At 66.2% G+C, this 18,727-nt stretch carries 12 protein-coding genes and 3 pseudogenes; 7 read left to right on the top strand and 8 right to left on the bottom strand.

Annotated features, from left to right (window positions below):
* The first annotated feature begins 24 nt into the window (after positions 1–24).
* The 4 genes and pseudogenes from AC5Y21_RS07810 to AC5Y21_RS07795 all read left to right on the top strand — a co-directional run bounded on the left by AC5Y21_RS07810 (position 25) and on the right by AC5Y21_RS07795 (position 4,426).
* Positions 25–906, top strand: coding sequence for a peptidylprolyl isomerase (locus tag AC5Y21_RS07810; protein WP_499911000.1), 882 nt, complete (start codon positions 25–27; stop codon positions 904–906).
* Positions 907–926: 20 nt separating this feature from the next.
* Positions 927–1,682: pseudogene (locus AC5Y21_RS07805) on the top strand (serine/threonine-protein kinase); the annotation flags it as partial.
* 351 nt (positions 1,683–2,033) lie between these two features.
* Positions 2,034–2,675, top strand: a pseudogene (locus tag AC5Y21_RS07800) (peptidylprolyl isomerase); the annotation flags it as partial.
* A 47-nt stretch (positions 2,676–2,722) separates the two neighbouring features.
* Positions 2,723–4,426 (top strand): protein kinase domain-containing protein, encoded by a 1,704-nt coding sequence (locus AC5Y21_RS07795; protein ID WP_499910999.1) that lies wholly within the window; start codon positions 2,723–2,725, stop codon positions 4,424–4,426.
* Between the two features lie 15 nt (positions 4,427–4,441).
* On the opposite strand, the gene AC5Y21_RS07790 is transcribed toward AC5Y21_RS07795, so the two are convergent.
* The 7 genes and pseudogenes from AC5Y21_RS07790 to yajC form a co-directional block, all read right to left on the bottom strand.
* Entirely contained in the window at positions 4,442–6,829 is a 2,388-nt protein-coding gene (locus AC5Y21_RS07790) for a RelA/SpoT family protein (protein WP_499910997.1), read from the bottom strand.
* Between the two features lie 54 nt (positions 6,830–6,883).
* The gene (locus AC5Y21_RS07785) at positions 6,884–7,423 is read right to left on the bottom strand and encodes an adenine phosphoribosyltransferase (RefSeq protein WP_499910995.1); all 540 of its coding nucleotides are present in this window, start codon (positions 7,421–7,423) and stop codon (positions 6,884–6,886) included.
* A 10-nt stretch (positions 7,424–7,433) separates the two neighbouring features.
* Positions 7,434–9,086 (bottom strand): ABC transporter substrate-binding protein, encoded by a 1,653-nt coding sequence (locus tag AC5Y21_RS07780; protein WP_499910994.1) that lies wholly within the window; start codon positions 9,084–9,086, stop codon positions 7,434–7,436.
* A gap of 15 nt (positions 9,087–9,101) precedes the next feature.
* Positions 9,102–10,370 carry a protein translocase subunit SecF gene (gene secF / locus AC5Y21_RS07775; RefSeq protein WP_499911348.1) on the bottom strand — a complete coding sequence of 423 codons (1,269 nt, stop codon included), beginning with the start codon at positions 10,368–10,370 and terminating at the stop codon, positions 9,102–9,104.
* A 342-nt stretch (positions 10,371–10,712) separates the two neighbouring features.
* A pseudogene (locus tag AC5Y21_RS07770) lies at positions 10,713–11,495 on the bottom strand (serine/threonine-protein kinase); the annotation flags it as partial.
* A gap of 3 nt (positions 11,496–11,498) precedes the next feature.
* Positions 11,499–13,247 carry a protein translocase subunit SecD gene (secD, locus tag AC5Y21_RS07765; RefSeq protein WP_499910992.1) on the bottom strand — a complete coding sequence of 583 codons (1,749 nt, stop codon included), beginning with the start codon at positions 13,245–13,247 and terminating at the stop codon, positions 11,499–11,501.
* A gap of 111 nt (positions 13,248–13,358) precedes the next feature.
* Positions 13,359–13,742 (bottom strand): preprotein translocase subunit YajC, encoded by a 384-nt coding sequence (gene yajC, locus AC5Y21_RS07760; RefSeq protein WP_499910990.1) that lies wholly within the window; start codon positions 13,740–13,742, stop codon positions 13,359–13,361.
* Between the two features lie 186 nt (positions 13,743–13,928).
* Here yajC and gabT point away from each other — a divergent pair, with 186 nt between their 5' ends.
* Positions 13,929–15,269: a 4-aminobutyrate--2-oxoglutarate transaminase gene (gabT, locus tag AC5Y21_RS07755; RefSeq protein ID WP_499910989.1), complete on the top strand. Its 1,341-nt coding sequence runs from the start codon at positions 13,929–13,931 to the stop codon at positions 15,267–15,269.
* On the opposite strand, the gene AC5Y21_RS07750 is transcribed toward gabT, so the two are convergent.
* Positions 15,266–16,099, bottom strand: coding sequence for an alpha/beta fold hydrolase (locus tag AC5Y21_RS07750; protein ID WP_499910988.1), 834 nt, complete (start codon positions 16,097–16,099; stop codon positions 15,266–15,268). The two genes, gabT and AC5Y21_RS07750, sit on opposite strands and share 4 nt — an antisense overlap.
* A 60-nt stretch (positions 16,100–16,159) precedes the next feature.
* On the opposite strand from AC5Y21_RS07750, the gene AC5Y21_RS07745 reads away from it, so the two are divergent.
* Both AC5Y21_RS07745 and AC5Y21_RS07740 read left to right on the top strand, forming a co-directional pair.
* Positions 16,160–16,624, top strand: coding sequence for a MarR family winged helix-turn-helix transcriptional regulator (locus tag AC5Y21_RS07745; RefSeq protein ID WP_499910987.1), 465 nt, complete (start codon positions 16,160–16,162; stop codon positions 16,622–16,624).
* A gap of 132 nt (positions 16,625–16,756) precedes the next feature.
* On the top strand, positions 16,757–18,727 hold a 1,971-nt coding region (locus tag AC5Y21_RS07740), incomplete at its 3' end, for an AMP-binding protein (RefSeq protein ID WP_499910985.1).

The raw sequence follows: 18,727 nt of genomic DNA, 5'->3' as shown, positions 1-18,727 counted from the left end.
AAACCGTATGGAAAGATATCGGCCGTGCCGACCAACCAACAGCGACGTGCGACAGCCAAACGCAAACTCGAACGGCAGCTGGAGCGCCGCGCCAAGCAGGCCAAGAGGCGCCGGCAATTGACGATCATCGGTGCCTCGGTCGCGGCGCTGGCCGTGATCGCGGGGATAGTCGCGTTCGTGGTGGTCAACAAGAAAGACCACAAGAGCACCACGGCCGCTCCGACGAGTGGTACCACCAGCAGCGCGGCCCCGAGCAAACCGCTGGCTCCGCCGCTGCCGTCGTTCAAGGCGCCGGCCAACCTGGGAGCTAACTGCCAGTACCCACCGTCGCAAGACAAAGCCGCCAAGCCGGTCAAACCGCCGCGCTCCGGCAAGGTCCCGACCGATCAGGCGACCGTCAGCATCAGCATGGTCACCAGTCAGGGACATATCGGCCTGCTGCTGAACAATGCCCAATCACCCTGCACCGTCAACAGTTTCTACAGCCTGGTCAACCAGAAGTTCTTCGACGGCACCAAATGCCACCGGCTGACCACCGAACCCGGCCTGGCGGTGCTGCAATGTGGCGACCCGAAGGGCGACGGCAGCGGCGGACCCGGCTACCAGTTCGGCAACGAGTATCCCACCGATCAGTTCCCGCCCGACGACCCCAAGTTGCAGCAGAACGTCCTCTATCCGCGCGGTACCTTGGCCATGGCCCACAGCCGCGGACAGCACGACAACGGCAGCCAGTTCTTCCTGGTGTACAAGGATTCGGTGCTGCCGCCCGACTACACCGTGTTCGGCAAGATTCAGGATGACGGGCTGGCCACTCTGGACAAGATCGCCAAGGCCGGTGTCGTCGGCGGCGAGTCGGATGGACAGCCGGTCGCCGAGACGGTCATCACCTCGGTGCTTCCCGACTAGAGGCCGGCTAGAGAAAGCCAGTGGGCGCAACGTCATTTGGCCGGTACCAGCTTCTTGAACCGCTGGGCCGGGGCGGAATGGGTGAGGTGTACCGCGCACATGACACTGCCACCGAGCGCATCGTCGCGGTCAAGCTGCTGCCCGCGGACCTGGCCGGGGACCCGGCGTTCGAGATGCGATTCCGCCGCGAAGCACGCACGGCTGCTGCGCTCAACGATCCGCACGTAGTGCCCATCCACAACTATGGCGAAATCGACGGCCGGTTGTACGTCGACATGCGGCTGATCGAGGGACGTGATCTGGCCACGCTCATCGCAACCGAAGGCGGCCGACTGAGCCCCGAACGCGCCGTCGCGATCATCGAACAAGTCGCTGGCGCGCTCGATAGCGCGCACCAGGCGGGATTGGTCCATCGCGACGTCAAGCCGTCGAACATGTTGGTCACCGAGCGCGACTTCGCCTACCTCATCGACTTCGGAATCGCGCGCGCGAACACCGACACCGCCATGACGGGCACCGGTCACATGATCGGCACCTTGGCGTACATGGCCCCCGAACGCTTCAACGGCACAACGGATCCCACCGCCGACGTGTATTCGCTGGCCTGCGTGCTGCACGAGTGTTTGACCGGAGACAGGCCGTTCCCGGGTGACAGCTTCGAACAGCAGATCGCCGGCCACTTGACCGCTCCCGTTCCGCGGCCGTGCGCAAGATTCCCGGACATTCCGTCGGCCTTCGATGCGGTGATCGCGCGGGGCATGGCAAAAGACCCGCAGAACCGCTTCCAAACGGCGTCCGAATTCGCCGCTGCCGCACGAGCAGCCCTGACCAGCCCGCGTGGAACGCCGAATTCGAGCACGCCCCTGCAGGCGCCGACCCAACAAGCGCCACTGCCTGGCACCGCATCTCCGACTATTCGCACGCAGGCCGTTCGGCCCTGGCCGGCCGCGCCGCCGGTGCCCGCGAGACAGACCCGAAAGCGCTGGACGATCGTCGGCATCTCGGCTGCGACAGCTGTGATCGTCGCGATCGTGCTCATCGTCGCCCTCGGCGGTCACGACCAGACGAGCAGCTCCGCGGGCACGACGGCCAACGCCTCCTCGCAGGAGCCCAGCCCGACAGACCAGGTTGCAGCGCTGCCGCCGTTCCAGCCGTCGGCCAGCGTGGGCGCGAACTGCCAGTACCCGCCGTCGCAGTTTCCGGCCGCCAAACCCGTCAAGCCGCCGCGCTCCGGCAAGGTCCCAACCGAGCCGGCCACTGTAAGCGTCAGCATGATGACCAGTCAGGGAAATATCGGTCTGCTGCTGGCCAACAACGAATCCCCGTGCACGGTCAACAGTTTCGTCAGCCTGGCCACCCAAGGCTTTTTCAACGACACGAAGTGCCACCGGCTGACCACCGCGGCGGCGCTGGCGGTACTGCAATGCGGCGACCCGAAGACTGACGGGACCGGTGGTCCCGGCTACCAGTTTGCAAACGAGTACCCCACCGACCAGTACCCGCCGAGTGACCCCAAATTGCAGGAAACTGTCGTGTATCCACGCGGCACGCTGGCGATGGCCCGCAGCAACCAACCGAACAGCAATGGCAGCCAGTCCTTTCTGGTCTACCGCGACTCGAGACTGCCGCCGGACTACACCGTCTTCGGCAAGGTTCAGGACGACGGGCTGGCCACCCTGGACAAGATCGCCACGGCCGGCGTTGCCGGCGGCGGCACAGACGGCAAGCCGGCGGCCGAAGTGACCATCAAGTCGGTGCTTCTCGACTAAGCGGACCTCACCCGTCCCACTTGTCCCATACGGCATATGGTCGTTGGGTGGCGACCCCACGCTCATTCGGGCGATATCAACTACAGGGAGTGTTGGGCCGCGGCGGTATGGGGCACGTCTACCGCGCCTATGACACCACCACCGGCCGGGTAGTGGCTCTCAAGGTGCTCCCCCAGCACGTGGCGGAGGACCGCGAGTTTCAGCAGCGATTCCGGCGCGAGGCCCGCACGGCCGCAAGCCTCAACGACCCCAACATCGTGCCCATTCATGGCTTCGGCGAGATCAACGGCCAACTCTATGTCGACATGCGGTTGATCGAGGGCCGGGATCTGGCCAGGTACATCGTCGAAAATGGTGGACGGCTGAACCTCTCGCAATCAGTCGCGGTGGTCGAACAGGTCGCGGCCGCACTGGATAGCGCCCACCGCGTGGGCCTGATACACCGCGATGTCAAGCCGTCGAACATTCTGGTCGCCAACGCGCGGGACTTCGTATACCTCATCGACTTCGGGCTCGCCCGCTCCGCGAAGGACACCGCGCTGACCCGCAGCGGCGAGGCCATGGGGACTTTGGATTACATGGCCCCCGAACGCTTCTGGGGCACAGCGGATCTGCGCGCCGACGTGTACTCCCTGGCCTGCGTACTGTACGAGTGCTTGACCGGACGCCGCCCCTTCCCCGGCGGCAGCGTCGAAGAACAGCTCAGGTGTCACATGGACGTCCCGCCGCCGCGACCGTCGACCATGGCACCGGGCATACCCCCCGCGTTCGACGAGGTGATCGGCCGGGGCATGGCCAAGGACCCCGCCCAGCGGTACCAGACCGCGCCGGCGCTCGCCCACGCGGCCAAAGCGGCATTGGCAAGTGCACCCGTGTCGCGCGTACCGCCGCTACCGCAAGCGCCCACCCAGCACGCCCCACTGCCGCATGGGCGACCATCGACGCGCAGACCCGCAATCCTGACCACGGCTCTGGTCGCCGGGCCCATCCTGGCGCTGGTCGCGGTGATCGTCCTGGTCGCCGTGCTCGCGACGCACCACGACAAGGCCGCGACCGGCACGGGAGCGACGACGTCGACCGCGACGACCGATTCGACCGAACCGTCGTCGCACGTGCCGCCGCTGCCTCCGTTCCACCCTCCGACCGACCTGGGTGACAACTGCCAGTACCCGCCGGCCCCTGAGCCGGACGCCAAGCAGGCCAAACCGCCGCGAGCGGGCAAAGTGGCCACCAAGCCGGTCCAGGTCAATGTCAGCATGATGACCGACCAAGACGAGATCGGGCTGAACCTCGACAACGGCAAATCGCCGTGCACGGTAAACAGCTTCCTCAGCTTGGCGCAGCAGGGATTTTTCGACGGCACTCGTTGCCTTCGGTTGACCAACTCGCCGACGTTCGGTGTGCTGCAATGCGGCGCCCCGAACAGCGACGGAACCGGTGGCCCCGGCTACCACTTCGATGACGAATATCCCACCTACCAGTACGAACCCGGCGATCCGGCGTTACATCGGCCGGTTCTCTACCCACGCGGGACGGTGGCGATGTGGAACAAAGAACCAAACAGCAACGGCAGCCAGTTCTTCCTGGTCTATCGGGACTCCGAGCTACCGCCGCAGTACACGGTTTTCGGCAGGATCGACCCGTCGGGCCTGGCCATCGTCGACATGATCGCCAAAGCCGGCGTCGTCGGAGGCCGAGAGGACGGAGTTGCGGTCACGCCGTTGACGATCAAGTCGGTGCGGCAGGACTGAGGGGATGAACGAGCGTCACGCCGCAGACGTCACGCGGTAGACGTCGTAGACGCCCTCCACATTCCGGACGACGTTGAGCAGGTGCCCGAGATGCTTGGGGTCGCCCATCTCGAAGGTGAACCGGCTGATCGCCACCCGGTCGCCCGAAGTGGTGACCGAGGCGGACAGGATGTTGACCTTCTCGTCGGCCAGCACGCGGGTCACGTCCGACAGCAGACGGTGCCGGTCGAGCGCCTCGACCTGGATCGCCACCAGGAACACCGACGACGGCGACGGCGCCCAGTGCACCTCGATGATCCGCTCGGCCTGCTGCTGCAAGGACGCGGCGTTGGTGCAGTCGGTGCGATGCACACTGACGCCGCCGCCGCGGGTGACGAAGCCCATGATCTGGTCGCCGGGCACCGGCGTGCAGCACTTGGCGAGCTTGGTCAGCACGCCCGGGGCGCCCGGTACTGAGACTCCGACGTCTTCGTTGCTGCGCGGGCGGCGCAGCATGGTCGCGGGCGTGGACCGCTCGGCAAGCTCCTCTTCGGCCTGGTCGATGCCGCCGAGCTCGGCCAGCAGGCGCTGCGCGACGTGCCGGGCCGATACATGCCCCTCACCGATCGCGGTGTAGAGCGCGGACACGTCAGTGTAGTGCAGCTCCCGGGCCACGGCCCCCATTGACTCGCCATTCACCAAGCGCTGCAATGGAAGTCCGCCCCGGCGTACCTCCCGGGCCATGACGTCCTTGCCGGCCTCCAGCGCCTCCTCGCGCCGCTCCTTGGCGAACCACTGCCGGATCTTCGTCTTGGCGCGCGGTGATACCACGAACTGCTGCCAGTCCCGCGACGGCCCGGCATTGGGCGCCTTGGACGTGAAAACCTCTACGACTTCGCCGTTTTCCAGCTTGCGCTCCAGTGCCACCAGCCGGCCGTTGACCCTGGCGCCGATGCAGCGGTGGCCGACCTCGGTGTGCACCGCGTAAGCGAAGTCCACCGGCGTGGATCCGGTCGGCAGTGTGATGACGTCACCCTTGGGGGTGAACACGAAAAGTTCTTGTACCGCAAGGTCGTAACGCAGCGACTCCAGGAACTCGCCGGGGTCGGCGGCCTCCCGCTGCCAGTCGAGCAGCTGACGCATCCAGGCCATGTCGTCGATCTCGGCGGCGGCATGCGGGTGCGGAACCCCGTTGCGGCCCTTGGCTTCTTTGTAGCGCCAGTGCGCGGCGATGCCGTATTCGGCGGTGCGGTGCATGTCGCGGGTGCGGATCTGCACCTCCAGTGGTTTGCCTTCCGGCCCGACGACCGTGGTGTGCAGCGACTGGTAGACACCGTATCGAGGCTGGGCGATGTAGTCCTTGAACCGTCCGGCCATCGGCTGCCACAGCGAATGCACTACGCCCACAGCGGCATAACAGTCCCGGATTTCGTCGCACAGGATGCGAATGCCGACCAGGTCGTGGATGTCGTCGAAGTCGCGGCCCTTGACGATCATCTTCTGATAGATCGACCAGTAGTGCTTGGGACGACCCTCCACTGTCGCCTTGATCTTCGATGCGCTGAGAGTGTTGTCGATCTCGGTGCGGACCTTGGCAAGGTAGGTGTCGCGGGACGGTGCGCGGCCGGCGACCAGCCGAACGATCTCTTCGTACTTCTTGGGGTGCAGGATCGCGAAGGACAGGTCCTCCAGCTCCCACTTAACGCTGGCCATACCCAGCCGATGCGCCAGCGGCGCAATCACTTCCAGCGTCTCGCGGGCCTTGCGCGCCTGCTTTTCCGGCGGCAAAAAGCGCATGGTGCGCATGTTGTGCAGCCGGTCGGCCACCTTGATCACCAGGACCCGCGGATCGCGGGCCATCGCGGTGATCATCTTGCGGATGGTCTCGCCTTCGGCGGCACTGCCCAGCACGACGCGGTCCAGCTTGGTCACGCCGTCGACGAGATGGCCTACCTCTTCGCCGAATTCCTCGGACAGCGCCTCGAGCGTGTACCCAGTGTCCTCGACGGTGTCGTGCAGCAGCGCTGCGACCAGTGTGGTGGTGTCCATGCCGAGCTCGGCCAGGATGTTGGCGACGGCCAGCGGGTGGGTGATGTAGGGATCGCCGGAATGTCGCAACTGGGTGGCGTGTCGCTGGTCGGCGACCTCGAAGGCCCGCTGCAGCATCGACAGGTTCGCCTTGGGATAGATCTCGCGGTGCACCGCCACCAGCGGTTCGAGCACGGGATTGGTGGCGCCGCTGCGGGCGGTCATCCGTCGGGCCAGCCGGGCCCGCACCCGGCGGGACGCGCTGCTGGTGGTCTTGAGCGTTTCTACCGCCGGCTCGGCTGCTTCGGCGGCGGGGTCGACAACCGCCGGGGTTTCCGTGGGAGGTTCGGCGGGCGGCGCAGCAACGGCTTGCGCTGTGCTCTGGTCATCCGCCACTTCAACCTCCGAAAGTCGCCTCCGCCCCTCGAGGATATCGCTGAACCCGATTCTTTAGGCGAGGCTCAGGCTGTGCACGGTCATTGGAGCGAGCGCCTCGCGACCGCCCAGCGCCTGAAGTTCCACGAGCACCGCGGCCGCGAGCACATTGGCCCCGGCGCGCTCGAGCAACCGCCGCGCCGCACCGAGGGTGCCACCGGTGGCCAGCACGTCGTCGATGATCACGATGCTGCGTCCCCGCAGGTCGAGGCCATCGGCGGGAATCTCCATCGCGGCGTCCCCGTATTCCCTGGTGTAGTGCTCGCTGAGCACCGGCGGCGGCAGCTTGCCGCTTTTACGGATGGACAACACGCCGGTGCCGAGCCGGACGGCGACGGCCGCCGCCACCAGTGACCCGCGGGATTCGATGCCGGCCACCAACTCGGCTTCGGATGCGATGCCGGCCAGCGCGACGGTCACCGCCGCCATGCCGTCCCGATCGACGAACAGCGGGGTGAGGTCCTTGAACTGCACGCCGGGCTTCGGAAAGTCCGCGACATCGCGGGTCAACGAGGCGATGAGCTGGGCCACGGGGGCGTCATGTTCGGCACCCATCACCGCACCGTCATTGCATCAGGGCCCATCTGTCCATGTTCCAGCCCGCGCCCCAGCGGGTCGGATTCTTGCTCACTGCGTACATTTTCTTCGACATCAACAGCGTGCGCTGTTGCCGGTACAGCGGCAACGTCGGCATGTCGCCCCAGAGTATGGGCGCGCTGTCGGTCAGCAGCCTGACCCGCTCGGCCGGATCGGCCGACACCGCCAGCGCGTTGATATTGCCGTCGATCTGGGGGTTGGCGTAGCCGGAGAGGTTGTTTCCGTTGCCACTGTGCAGCGTGTAGGCGTCCATCGCCGAAGATCCGCTGGATCCGCTGCCGGTGGCTCCGCCGGTGCTGGCCAACAGCACGTCGATCTTTCCGTCCCGCAGCGCCTGCGGTCCCGGGGAGTCGATGGCGACGCCGGTCACGGTGATGCCCGCCGCGGCACAGGACTTGGCGATCGTGCCGACCGAGGCCGCCAGCCGGGCGTTGGGCCCCTGGTAGCCGAGCCGCACCGCCAGCGGCGCGCCGTTAAGCGAATTGCGGGCCGCGACGGGATCCGCCTTGCTGAATTGGCCGGCCTGCGCGGCCCCGTCGGCCTGCGAGATGGCATCGTCGGACACCGGCGCCAGCCGCGAGTTGGCGATGGGCACTCCCGCGTCTCTGGCGATCACGTCGCGCGGGGTACACAGCGCGAACGCGCGTCGCTCACGAGCCAGCGCGAGTGGTCCCTGCAGCGCGAAGATCAGCTGCTCGATGCCGGCCGAGGGCGAATCGATGCGCTCGTAGTTGTCCGGGGTGGCCAGCGATCCCGACGACCCGGCCGCGACGTCGACCACGTCCACGTTGCGGTGGTTGACCCGGTCCTGGATGTCGGGTCCCTGCGACCGCACGGTGATCCGCTTGGTGACCGCCTTAGGGCCCCACCAGCGATCGTTGGCGGTAAGCACCACGGCGCCACCGTCCAGGACCGATTCGATCTTGTACGGGCCCGACGACGGGAAACGCTTGAGAATCTCGTCGGCTTTGAGACCGGGCTTGAGATCCCACATGGTGTTCCACAGCTTGCCGATCTCGTTCACCAGCTGGATTTTGTTGCCCAGCAGCGCCGCCGTCACGTCGATCTTCAGCTGGTCGGCGATGACGTGCGACGGCGTCATCGTGGTCGCGGCGAAGAGCTGCGCGTAGTCGACCACGCTGCGGTCCGGGACGAACGACACCCGGGCCTTCTTCTGCCCGGGTATGCACTCGATGTTGGCGATGTCGACGTAGCCGGCTCGGGTGGCGGCTTCGAAGATGGGGAACTTGCCGGATTGGGCGGCCCAGGTGAGCACCAGGTCGTCGCAGGTCACGGGCTTGCCGTCGGAGTAGACGGCGTTGTCGGCGATCTGATAGTCGAGCACCAGCGGCGCGCCGCCCACCACGGAGACGGTGCCGAAGTCGTGATCGGCAACGACCTGCCCGTCGGGGCCGTGATAGCCGAAGCCGGTGAGCGTGCGGGCAAACGCCTGCGCGCCGGCAGACGCGGCACCGACGACGGTGTTGGTGTTGTAGGTGCTCAGCGCGCCGTCGACGACGTAGTCGATGTGTCCCGCGGCGCTGCTGGAACACGCCGTCAGCGTGAAAGTTGCCGTCAGAGTCGCCGTCAGACCAGCGAGTGTCCACCGGTAACCGGCCATCGTGAGCAGCCTTGTCTAACGCCGGCCGGCGTTTCGTTTGCCAGTGGGACGCCGGGTGCCGGTGGGCCGCACCGGACGCGCACCGGGCGCCGGCTTGTTCGACGCCGCGGCCTTGGTGGCGGTGGCATCCGGCTTTGAAATGGCTTCCGTGACGGCCTCGGTGGTCGCGTCCGCCGCGTCGTCGTCAGCAGCGGGCTTGGTCTCTTTCTCGGTTTTGTCGGTCTCGTCTTTAGCACTTGCCTTTGACGAACCGGGGCTTCGCCGTCTGGTGACCCGGCGGCTGTGGGTGCGTACCAGTTCCGTGCGCTCGCGCAGGCTGACCAGCAGCGGGGTGGCGAAAAAGATCGACGAGTAGGTGCCCACCAGGATCCCGACCAGCTGCACCAGCGCCAAGTCCTTCAGCGTGCCCACGCCGAGCAGCCATACCGCAACCACCATCAACGCCAGGATCGGCAGCACCGAGATCAGGCTGGTGTTGATCGAGCGCATGAACGTCTGGTTGATCGCCAGGTTGGCCTGCTCGGCGAAGGTGCGACGGGTGGTGTGCTGGAAGCCGTGGGTGTTCTCCTCGACCTTGTCGAACACGATGACGGTGTCGTAGAGGGAAAAGCCGAGGATTGTCAGCAGGCCGATGACCGTCGCCGGGCTGACCTCGAAGCCCACCAGTGAGTACACGCCGGCGGTGACGGTCAGGTCGAAGAGCATGGTCGTCAGCGCGGAGATAGCCATGTACCGCTCGTACCGCACCGTGATGTAGACACTGACCAGCGCCAGGAACACCACCAGCGCGATCAGCGCCTTCTTGGTGATCTGTCCGCCCCAGGTCTCCGATACGGCCGAGTCGCTGATCGCCTGCTTGCTCGGCTTGCCGTCGGCGCCCTTGGGCTGGAAGGCGTCGAACAACGCGGTTTTCAGCTTGGCCGTCTGGTCGTTGGTCAGGGTCTCCGAACGAATCTGCACCGTTGCCGAGGCGCCGCTGCCGACAATGACGACCGATTCGGCGTCACGGCCGATGACCTTCCGGAAAACATCCTGTACCTGGGTGGTCTGAGCTCCGCCTTTCCCGCCCGTGACGGGCATGGACACCTTGGTGCCACCATTGAAATCGATCCCGAACGTGAAGCCGCGCAACAGGATGCTGAGGATCGCGACGGCGACGATCGCACCGCTAATGCCGTACCAGAGTCGGCGCCGTCCGACTACCTCGAACGCGCCGGTCCCGGTATAGAGCCGGGACAGAAGGTTGTGGTGGGGCAACTGAGTGCGTGGTTGGCGCGCAACCACCGTGGGGGCCGCGGCGTCTGATTCGGTGAGTTCGACCGCGGTCGCGGTCGTCTTAGCCGTCTTGGCCGGCGCGGCGGGCTTCGTCGTGGTCTGTTCTGACGCCGATTTCGTGGCCGGTTTCGAGGCTGGCTTCGCGGCTGGCTTGCCGACCGGCTTCGCGACCGATTTCGCGGCCTTCTGAGGGGCGGGTGTTGCGCCCTTTTTTCGGGCCTGACTCGGGGTCTTTTTCGGGGCCTGACTTGAGGCCTTTCGGGTGGCTTCTATTGGCGGCGCGCTGGTTGCCGCCTTGCTGTCGGACCCGCCTAACGCCGCCCGGGCAGCTTGCGCAAGCTCTGATGCCGTTGCGTAGCGCTCGTCAGGTTCCTTGGCCATGCCCCGTGCGATCACCGCATCAAAGCCCTCCGGTATGTCCGAAGAAACGCTCGACGGACGGGGCAATTCACCGGTGAGGTGTCCGGCGATCTGCTGTTCCATGCTGTCTCCGGGATACGGCCGCTCTCCGGTCAGGCACTCATACAGCACGCACGCCAGTGAATAGACGTCCGATGAGGCATCGGCTGTTCCGTTGAACCGCTCTGGCGCCATATACGCGAAGGTGCCTACGGTGTGCCCGGTGCCGGTCATGGCGGTGTCGGCGGCGGCACGCGCGATTCCGAAATCGATCAGGTAGGCGAAATCGCGCGAGGTCATCAGAATGTTCGACGGCTTGACGTCGCGATGTACCAACCCTGCTTCGTGGGCCGTATCCAACGCCGACGCGACCTGCTCGATCACCCCAACGGCACGTGCCGGACTTAGTTTGCCGCCTTCGTCAGAGATGAGCCTCGCCAGATCGCGGCCTTCGATCAGCCGCATGTCCACGTACAACTGGTCGTCGATCTCGCCGTAACTGTGAATGGGAACCACATGCGGGTCGTTCAAGGCAGCTGCTGTGCGTGCCTCACGACGAAAGCGCCTTTGAAAGTCCGGGTCTTCGGCGAGATGCGTCGGGAGCACCTTGACGGCCACGATTCGGTCGGTTTCGCTGTCATAGGCGCGGAACACCTCGCCCATGCCGCCGCGGCCTAACAATTCGCGAAATTCGTATCGGCCGAAAGACCTGATCGTCTGCGATTCAGATGCCATCGGTCACACCCGTTCCGTCGATTGGGCCGAGGCCCGGCGTTCGCGGGCAACCTGCTGAACCGCGCCCAGCCCGTTGTACGCCGGTTTCGACAGGGTCGACGACTTGGAGGCCAGGTACACCAGCGGCCAGGTCACCAGGAACACCACCACCAGGTCGAGGATCGTGGTGAGACCCAGCGTGAAGGCGAACCCCTTCACCTCGCCGATCGCCAGGAAGTACAGCACCGCGGCGGCCAGGAACGTGACGGCGTTGCCCGAAACGATCGTCTTGCGGGCCCGCGTCCAACCTCGGGGAACGGCCGACCGGAACGAACGGCCTTCGCGGATCTCGTCTTTAATGCGTTCGAAGAAGACGACGAACGAGTCCGCCGTCGTGCCGATACCGATAATCAGACCCGCGATACCGGCCAGGTCGAGGGTGTAGTTGATATATCGGCCCAGCAGCACCAGGATCGCGAAAACCATTGCGCCGGAAGCGATCAGTGACAACGCGGTGAGCAGGCCGAGCACCCGGTAATACACCAGCGAATACAGCAGCACCAGGATCAACCCGATCCCACCCGCGATCAGGCCGGCTCGCAGTGACGTCAATCCCAGTGTGGCCGAGACCGTTTGGGCCTCGGATGCTTCGAAGGACAGCGGCAACGAACCGTACTTCAGCACATTGGCCAGTTGACGCGCGGTCGAGGCGGTGAACGGCGGATCACCACCGTTGATCTGGGTTCGTCCGCCGGGGATTGCTTCCTGAATCACCGGAGCACTGACGACCTGCGAGTCCAGGGTGAACGCAGTCTGGGTGCCGACGTGAGCAGTGGTGAAATCAGCCCAGACACTCGCCGCGCCGGACTTGAATTGCACGTCCACGACGTAGCCCAGGCCGCGCTGGTTCATGCCCGACGACGCATCCTGGATCTGGTCGCCGCTGATGATCGACGGAGCCAGCAGATACGCCACCTTATGGTCGGTCGAACATGTCACCAAAGGCAGCTTCGGGTCGTCGTTGCCGGCCAGGATGTCGGTTTTGTCGCACTGGGTGGACTGATAGCGCAACGCCAGCAACTGAACGTACTGCTGGGTGCTCTGCCGCCAGCCCTTCTCCTCGGTAATGCGATCCGCGAGTTCCTTGCGTGGATCGGGCGGAGCGGGCTGTTCACCCGGCGGCGCCTCGGCCGCCGGCGGTGCCCCGGTTGCCGGCGCGGGTGCCGGGGCCGGGCTGGGCGCGGGTGTCGGGTCCTGGGGGTAGGGCCGCGGTTGCGGCGCGGGCTGCCCACTGGGCGCGGGCCCGCTGGGCGCAGGCTGCTCACCAGGGGCGGGCTGCCCGCTGGGCGCCGGTCCGGCGGGCTGCTTGGGCTTCGCCGGCTCTTTGGGCTGCGCCGGAACCGACTGGATCACCGGGCGGATGTACAGCCGCGCGGTCTGTCCCAGGTTGCGTGCCTCGTTACCGTCGTTGCCGGGCACGGTGATGATCAGGTTGTCGCCGTCGACGACGACCTCGGAACCGGAGACGCCAAGCCCGTTGACTCGCGAGCTGATGATCTGCTGCGCCTGTGCCAAGGCCTCACGGCTCGGGCGGGAGCCGTCCGGCGTGCGCGCAGTCAGCGTGACGCGGGTACCGCCTTGCAGGTCGATGCCGAGCTTGGGGGCGGCTTTCTGGTCGTCGGTGAAAAAGACCAGGAGATACGCCCCGACGAGCAGAAGCAGAAACCCCGACAGGTAGCGGGCAGGGTGCACCGGCGCCGAAGACGATGCCACGTTGCTTGTATCTCCTTGCGAATCGGTTATCAGCCACGACGGAGCCTCCGAAAAGACTACGTGTCGCGTCCACCTGCCCTTCGGGCAAGCGGTTAATCGGCCAGTCCTGGGTCAGGAATCCTTGCTCGCGCGACTCTCGGTCACCGCTGCGTCTGGTTCGTCGGCTTCCTCTATTTGGTGGTCGGCTTCCAATGTCACGTCGTCCAGATCGTCCGCGTCGTCGAGATCGGGTTCGTCGGGCAGGATCCGGTCGCGGATCGCCAGCTTCATCCAGGTAGTCACCACTCCGGGCGCTATCTCGAGGTCGACGGTGTCGTCGGTGATGGCGGTGACGGTCGCTTCCAGGCCCGACGTGGTGTGCACCCGGTCCCCCGGCTTCAACGAGTCGTGTAAGTCGATCGTGGCTTGCATGGTGCGGCGCTGGCGGCGCGACGCGAACCACATGAACCCACCCATGATGAGCAGGAACGGCAGGAATACAACCAAACTCTCCATCAACGCGCCTATCTTTCGGTACCTCGTTAACCGTCCAGTGTGCCCGTCCAGTCTGGCAGGCCCGGCGGCGAGCCGTTGATCGCCCGCTGGAGCCGCGCTGGGAGCCGGCTAACGGCTAGGCTTTATTCGCGCTTTCTTTGGGGCCCAAAAAGCTGTAGCGGGCACGCCCGCGGTGAGGAGAATTTAGTGGCCAGCCTCGAGCAGAATCGCCATCTGGCCACCGAAATCCCCGGTCCCGCATCGCTGGAACTGACCAAACGCCGAGTGGCGGCGGTGTCGCATGGCGTGGGCATCACCATGCCGGTGTTTGTGACCCGCGCCGCCGGCGGCATCCTGGAGGACGTCGATGGGAACCGGCTGATCGACCTCGGTTCGGGGATCGCCGTCACCACCATCGGCAGTTCCTCGCCACGCGTGGTGGACGCGGTCCGCGAACAGGTGGCCGAGTTCACCCACACCTGCTTCATGGTGACGCCGTACGAGGAATACGTCGCCGTCGCCGAGGAGCTCAACCGGATAACCCCGGGCAGCGGCGAGAAGCGGTCGGTCCTATTCAACTCCGGCGCCGAGGCGGTCGAGAACGCCATCAAGGCCGCCCGCTCGTATACCCACAAGACCGCCGTAGTGGCGTTCGACCACGCCTACCACGGCCGCACCAACCTGGCGATGGCTCTCACCGCCAAGTCCATGCCCTACAAGAGCGGCTTCGGCCCGTTCGCACCGGAGATCTACCGGGCTCCGCTGTCCTATCCGTACCGCGACGGCCTGGTCGACAAGGAGCTGGCCACCGACGGTGAACTGGCCGCGGTCCGGACCATCGGCTTCATCGAAAACCAGGTGGGCGCCGACAATCTGGCCGCTATCATCATCGAGCCAATCCAAGGCGAAGGCGGCTTCATCGTTCCGGCTGAGGGGTTCCTGGCCGCCCTGCTGGGCTGGTGCCGAGACAACAATGTGGTGTTCATCGCCGACGAGGTGCAAACCGGGTTTGCGCGCACCGGTGCGATGTTCGCCTGTGAGCACGAAGGCATCGAGCCTGATCTGATCGTCACCGCGAAAGGCATTGCCGACGGGTTGCCGCTGTCGGCGGTGACCGGCCGGGCCGAAATCATGGACGCCCCGCACACCAGTGGCCTGGGCGGCACCTTCGGCGGCAACCCGGTCTGCTGCGCGGCGGCCCTGGCCACCATCGAGACCATCGAACGCGATGGCCTGATCGAGCGGGCCCAGCAGATCGAACGGCTGATGATGGACCGGCTGACGCGTTTGCAGGCCGCCGACGACCGGATCGGCGACGTGCGGGGACGCGGCGCGATGATCGCCATCGAGCTGGTGAAGTCCGGGACCGCCGACCCCGACCCCGACTTGACCTTCAGGCTGACCACCGCGATCCACGCCGCGGGCGTTATCGTCTTGAGCTGCGGCATGTTCGGCAACATCATCCGGCTGCTGCCCCCGCTGACCATCAGCGACGAGCTCTTGGCCGAAGGCCTGGACGTGCTGGCCGAGCGGCTGGGCGAGCTCTAGACCGCGGGCGAAGCGCTCCAGAAGTCGGCCAGCGTTCGGTCGATCAGTTCGGCATCGAGCAACAGCGGCGCCACTCGGGCGCTGCCGGACACCACGGCGGTGCGCGCGTTGGGCATCGCGGCGCAGGCGGCCTCGGCCTGGTGCAGCGGCCAGCCTTCGTCGTCGTCGCGGGCGGCCAGCATCAGGGTCGGGGCAACGATGCGTGGCAGACGATCGCTGAGATCCGGCCGCTTCAGCATCATGGAGCGCATCGCGTGATACATGCCGGATCGGTCGGCCTGCCGGAACGCGTCGATGACGAGGTCAGCCAGATTCGGTTGCGCTGCTGTGGCTTCGGGCCCCAGCAGGGAGTCGGCGAGCGCATCGCACAAGAACCGCGTCGGGCCCGACAAGCGGTACAGCGCCACCAGCGGCCAGGCCTTCGTCCAGCGGAATCGGGCGCTCAGCGCCGGCACCGGGGTTCCGATGGTGGTCAGCGTGCGGATGCGCTGCGGTTGGGTCGCGGCCAGCAGAAGCCCGATGTGTCCGCCCCACGCGTTGCCGACCCAGTCGACCGGGTCGTCGATGCCGAGTTCGTCCAGCGCCACGGCGGCGGCCTCGGTGCACTCGTCGAAGGTGAAGTCGCGGCTGACGGGTTCACTTCTGCCATGGGAAGGCCCGTCGATCGCGACCACCGTCCGTTGCCGCGCCAGTGAGTCGAGCAGCGGTCCCCAGGACCAGGAGTCGACGAAGAGGCTGTGCCATAGCACCGCGGTCGGCCCGGTCCCCCTGCGTCGCACATGCAGCCGGCCGAGTGTGGTGCGAACGAAATCGTCATCGCGGATACCCATGACACTCTCCAATTTACTTCGGAACCCGAAACTTCGGTATCCGTAGTATCGTCTGCACGCATGGCGGCGTCAAGCAACTTGCCGGCGAACCGGCAGGCGGTGGGTCAGCTGTTGGTGAGGTTGACGCGGGAATTTCGCCGGGACCTGGCCGCGCCGCGCGCCGAGCGCGGCTACGCCGACATTCGGGACCCGCACCTGCAGATCTTCGGCAACATCCGAACCGGCAGCATCCGCCTCACCGAGCTGGCCGCGCGGGCCCAGCTCAGCCTCGCGGCGACCTCGGAACTGGTGAACGACCTTGCTGCGCTCGGATATCTGACCCGGCGACCCGATCCCGAGGACGGACGGGCCAAGCTCATCGAACTCACCGATCGCGGACGACACCTGCTCGCCGACGCGGGCGAGCGGGTGGCCGATATCGAGGCCCGGTGGTCGGAATTGGTGGGTGCCAAGGATTTCGCGCACATGTGCGCCACCATGCAACGGCTGCTCGACGCACTCGATCCCGAAGACTCCCGCCGCTGACCCGCCGCGGGGTACTCAGAGCCGATTTTCAGGGGTAGGCTATCGAGGAATACCATTAGCTTGGGTAACGTTCTATTGGTCTGCGCAGTGTGGCGCAAGAACCCCTATTTCTCAGTAATTCTAGGAACTGTCATGTCGACTATTACTCGCGACCAGCGGCTCGAACGCCGCATCGAGGACCTGACCGCCAACGACCCACAGTTCGCCGCCGCCAGGCCCGACCCGGCGATTGCCGAAGCCCTGGCGCAGCCCAGCCTGAGACTGCCGCAGATCGTCCAGACCGCGCTGGACGGCTATGCCGACCGCCCGGCTCTGGGCCAGCGCGCCGTGGAGTTCGTCAAGGACCCGAAGACCGGACGCACCGTTCAAGAGATGCTCCCCCGCTTCGAGACCATTACTTACCGTGAGTTGGGCGAGCGGGTCGGCGCCCTGGCGCGCGCGCTGACCGCCGATTCGGTGCGGGCCGGAGACAGGGTCGCCGTAATGGGTTTCAACAGCGTCGACTTCACCACCATCGATGTGGCGCTGGCCCAGATCAGTGCCGTGGCGGTTCCGTTGCAGACCAGCGCGGCCCTCACGCAGCTGCAGCCGATCGTGGCCGAGACCGAGCCGACCGTCATCGCGGCGAGCGTGAACCAGCTGCACGAGGCCGTCGAGCTGATCCTGAGCGGCCTGGAAAGCGGCACGCCCCCGGCCAAGCTGGTGGTGTTCGACTACCACCCCGAGGTCGACGACCAGCGCGAGGCCGTCGAGGCCGCCGGCGCACGCTTGACGGACACCGCGGTGAGTGTGGAGATCCTGGCCGACGTGCTGGACCGCGGAAGGGCGCTGCCGCCCGTTTCTGAGCCGGTCGCCGCGCCCGACGACCCAGACCCGTTGGCGCTGCTCATCTACACCTCGGGCAGCACCGGCGCACCCAAAGGTGCGATGTACCCGCAGCGCAACGTTGGCAAGATGTGGTGCAGGTCGAGCAAGAACTGGTTCGGCGAAAGCGCCGCGTCGATCACCCTCAACTTCATGCCGATGAGCCACGTCATGGGACGCGGGATCCTCTACGGGACGCTCGGCAACGGCGGCACGGCGTACTTCGCGGCCCGCAGTGACCTCTCGACGCTGCTGGAGGACCTCGAGCTGGTGCGGCCCACCGAGCTGAACTTCGTGCCGCGCATCTGGGAGACCCTGTTCGCGGAATACCAGCGCCAGGTCGACCAGCGGCTTGTGGAGGGTGGCACGCGTGAGGCCGTCGAAGCCGAGGTCTTGGACGACGTGCGCCAGTACCTGCTGGGCGGACGGTTCATCTTCGCGATGACGGGCTCGGCGCCGACCTCCCCGGACCTGAAGGCCTGGGTCGAGTCCCTGCTCGACATGCACCTATTGGACGGCTACGGCTCCACCGAGGCCGGGATGGTCCTGTTCGACGGAGAGGTGCAGAGCCCGCCGGTGATCGACTACAAGCTGGACGACGTCCCGGATCTGGGCTACTTCGCCACCGACCGGCCGCATCCGCGGGGCGAGTTGCTGCTCAAGACCGAGAACATGTTCCCCGGCTACTACAAGCGGCCCGAGGTCACCGCCGGCGTGTTCGACGCCGACGGCTTCTACCGGACCGGGGACGTCGTCGCCGAGGTCGCTCCTGGCCGGCTGGTGTACGTCGACCGCCGCAACAACGTGCTGAAGCTCGCGCAGGGCGAGTTCGTCACCGTCGCGAAGCTGGAGGCGGTGTTCGGCAACAGCCCGCTGGTCCGGCAGATCTACGTCTACGGCAACAGCGCGCACCCGTACCTGCTGGCGGTTGTGGTGCCGACCGAGGAGGCGTTGGCGCGTTATGACGTCGAGGCGCTCAAGCCGCTGATTGCCGATTCGCTGCAGGACGTCGCCAAGGAGGCGCACCTGCAGAGCTACGAGGTGCCGCGTGACTTCATTGTCGAGACGACGCCGTTCACGCTGGAGAATGGTTTGCTGACCGGCATCCGCAAGCTGGCGTGGCCCAAGCTGAAGCAGCACTACGGCGAGCGGCTGGAACAGCTTTACGCCGACCTGGCTCAGGGCCAGGCCAACGAGCTGAGCGAGTTGCGCCGCAGCGGAGCCGATGCGCCGGTGACC

This window comes from Mycobacterium sp. NGS41 (assembly GCF_059812725.1).
This window is presented reverse-complemented; position numbering and strand designations above follow the sequence as displayed.